This window comes from Candidatus Erwinia dacicola, from assembly GCF_001756855.1.
GTDB classification, from domain to species: domain Bacteria; phylum Pseudomonadota; class Gammaproteobacteria; order Enterobacterales; family Enterobacteriaceae; genus Erwinia; species Erwinia dacicola.
The window spans coordinates 1-2,151 of the sequence record NZ_MAYS01000054.1; the positions used below are offsets into that span (position 1 = coordinate 1).

The window sequence follows — 2,151 nt, forward strand, 5'->3', positions numbered from 1 at the left end:
CGGTGGAGCTGCATGACAAAATCATCGGGCATTATCTGAACATAAAACACTATCAGTAAGTTGAAATCATTACCTAAGTCGCAATCTGCTGCTGAATCACGCTTCTGCTGAAGAGCTGCAAGATCACAGCTGCGCGATATTGAGATAACTTTTGGCGATTTTCTGTAGGGGTCGACCTTTTTTCGGTCGACCCGCTATCAGCTCCGATATGCCACCCGTTTATTTTGCTCCGGCTCCAGGTCATTTTTATTCTGCGCGGTGGCAATCCACGCGGCACAGAACAGCGTCAAGCGTGCAAAGAAGTAGAAGAACGCCATCAGCCCCAGCACCGAACCGAACGCCGCACCGGAAGGTGAGGATGCCAGCTTAGGCAGCGTCAAGGTCATAATGAATTTAATCACCTCAAAACCGATCGCTGCCAGCAGCGTGCCGCGAAACAGCGCTTTTTTACGCGGCTTACGGCGCGGCAGTATCCAGAAAATCCACAGAAATAGCAGATAGTTGGCGAAGATAGAGATCGACAAGGCAATCAGCGTCATCACAGGACGCAGCCACTCGATGCTCTCCAGCCCCAGCGCCTGCACAATCAACGCCTGCGCCGAACCGGCAATCGAGGTCAGCGACAGCGTGATAATCAGCGCAAACACCAGCCCGGTTAGCGAAATAAAGTCACGGGTATATTTAAACCAGATCTTCTCCTGATCCTGTGGCGTACGCTCCCAGACGTCACGCGACTGCGCGCGGATCGCTTCACGCAGATTGCCCATCCAGCTAATCCCGGAGTAGAGCGCCACCAATAAACCCGTCAGCCCGACGGTGGTGCGCTGTTGAATGGCTGTATTGACGGTGCTTTTCAGCGTGGCGGCCAGCGCGGGATCGCTGATGCTGCCGACGATCTTGTTGATCAGCCCGGTCAGAAGATCCGGGTTTGAGGCCAGCACGAAACCGACGGCAGCAAATGACACCATCAGGATCGGGATCAGCGAGAGAAAGGAAAAATAGGTGATTGCCGCGCCAAACTGGCTGCCAAGACGATCGTTAAAGCGCTCACCGGCGCGAATAAAGTGCGCCACTGCCGGAATAGCCTGGAACCAGCTAACCAGTCTTGAAACGTGGGAAATGGATTTATCGACTGTGTGATTGCCGGTTTTAATATTGATTAGCGGCTTTTGTGCCGGCTGCTTTGGCTTTCGGGAATCGCGTTGTTGATTATCCGTCATAACTTCTTCTCTATCCTTTTAATGAACTGGCGTAGTGAATTATAGCCTGCTGGTCAGACAACGTAGCGTTTCAGGACCTAGCTGAACCATTCGATGAAAGCCTGTACGCGGCGCGCTAGGTTGCGGCAATGCGGGTAAAGCAGCGACAGCGGCATTGGCCTTGTTGGAAAATATGGCAGGACTTCGACCAGCTTTTTTTCCTTCAGCGCCTGAGTCCCCCCCCCACGCGCAGCACCTGAATAATCCCCAGCTCGGCGATGCAGGCCGAATGGTAGGTTTCGGTGCTGTTAACGGTGATCACCCCACCGGTCTTAACCAGCGTGGCGGGTTTTGCTGTCGAAATACTCAAAGCCTTCTGGCTGCCCGCCCAACTGTTGACTGTAGTGCACCATGGAGTGCTGGGATAGCGCCTCCAGCGTCCCGACCCGTACCACGCAGTCAAATCCTTCGCGGATTACATCCACCCGGTGGTCGCTGCTACTTAGCTTCCGCTCAATGCCTAGATAGTTCTGCAATAACTCAGGCAGCAGTGGGATCAGGTAATTACTGGCAAGGCTGACTGGCATATCCACGCGCAGGCGGCCGCTCAGGGTCGCTGGATCGTGCTGAAACAGTGAATTCATCTCCTCAAGCGTCGCCAGCACGGCGCGACAGCGTTCAAAATAGATTTGGCCATCCTGCGTCAGCTGCACCCAGCGTAAACTAGGGCTGTTTTCCAGCGCCTGAATCTGGAGCGACAGGTTGCCTTTCGGCAAGCTGAGGCTGTCGGCAGCGAGGGTAAAACTCTGCATCTCTGCGACCCTGACAAACACTGCATTGCGTGAATTTTATCCATTGTGGCGCTCATTGTTGTTAGTAATGGAACAGGCTTTGTTGAATAAATAGAGATTATGCTGCGACCCCATAAAAATAGCGAGCATCCATAACATAA

2 protein-coding genes and 1 pseudogene are annotated in these 2,151 nt (G+C 53.3%); 1 reads left to right on the top strand and 2 read right to left on the bottom strand.

All coding sequences use genetic code 11. The annotated features are described in order from the left end of the window. Nucleotides 1-2: 2 nt before the first annotated feature. On the top strand, nt 3-59 hold the full coding sequence (locus BBW68_RS20440; RefSeq protein WP_077248233.1) for a hypothetical protein: 57 nt from the start codon (nt 3-5) through the stop codon (nt 57-59). 138 nt (nt 60-197) lie between these two features. On the opposite strand, the gene yhjD is transcribed toward BBW68_RS20440, so the two are convergent. After that, complete coding sequence (yhjD, locus tag BBW68_RS01245; RefSeq protein WP_070133668.1) at nt 198-1,220, bottom strand: inner membrane protein YhjD; 1,023 nt, start codon at nt 1,218-1,220, stop codon at nt 198-200. Between the two features lie 77 nt (nt 1,221-1,297). Next, a pseudogene (locus tag BBW68_RS01250) lies at nt 1,298-2,055 on the bottom strand (LysR substrate-binding domain-containing protein). Nucleotides 2,056-2,151 lie beyond the last annotated feature (96 nt).

Excerpts from the sequence above, each read along its gene's own strand:
- yhjD (WP_070133668.1), bottom strand. The coding sequence starts at position 1,220 with ATGACGGATAATCAACAACGCGATTCCCGAAAGCCAAAGCAGCCGGCA.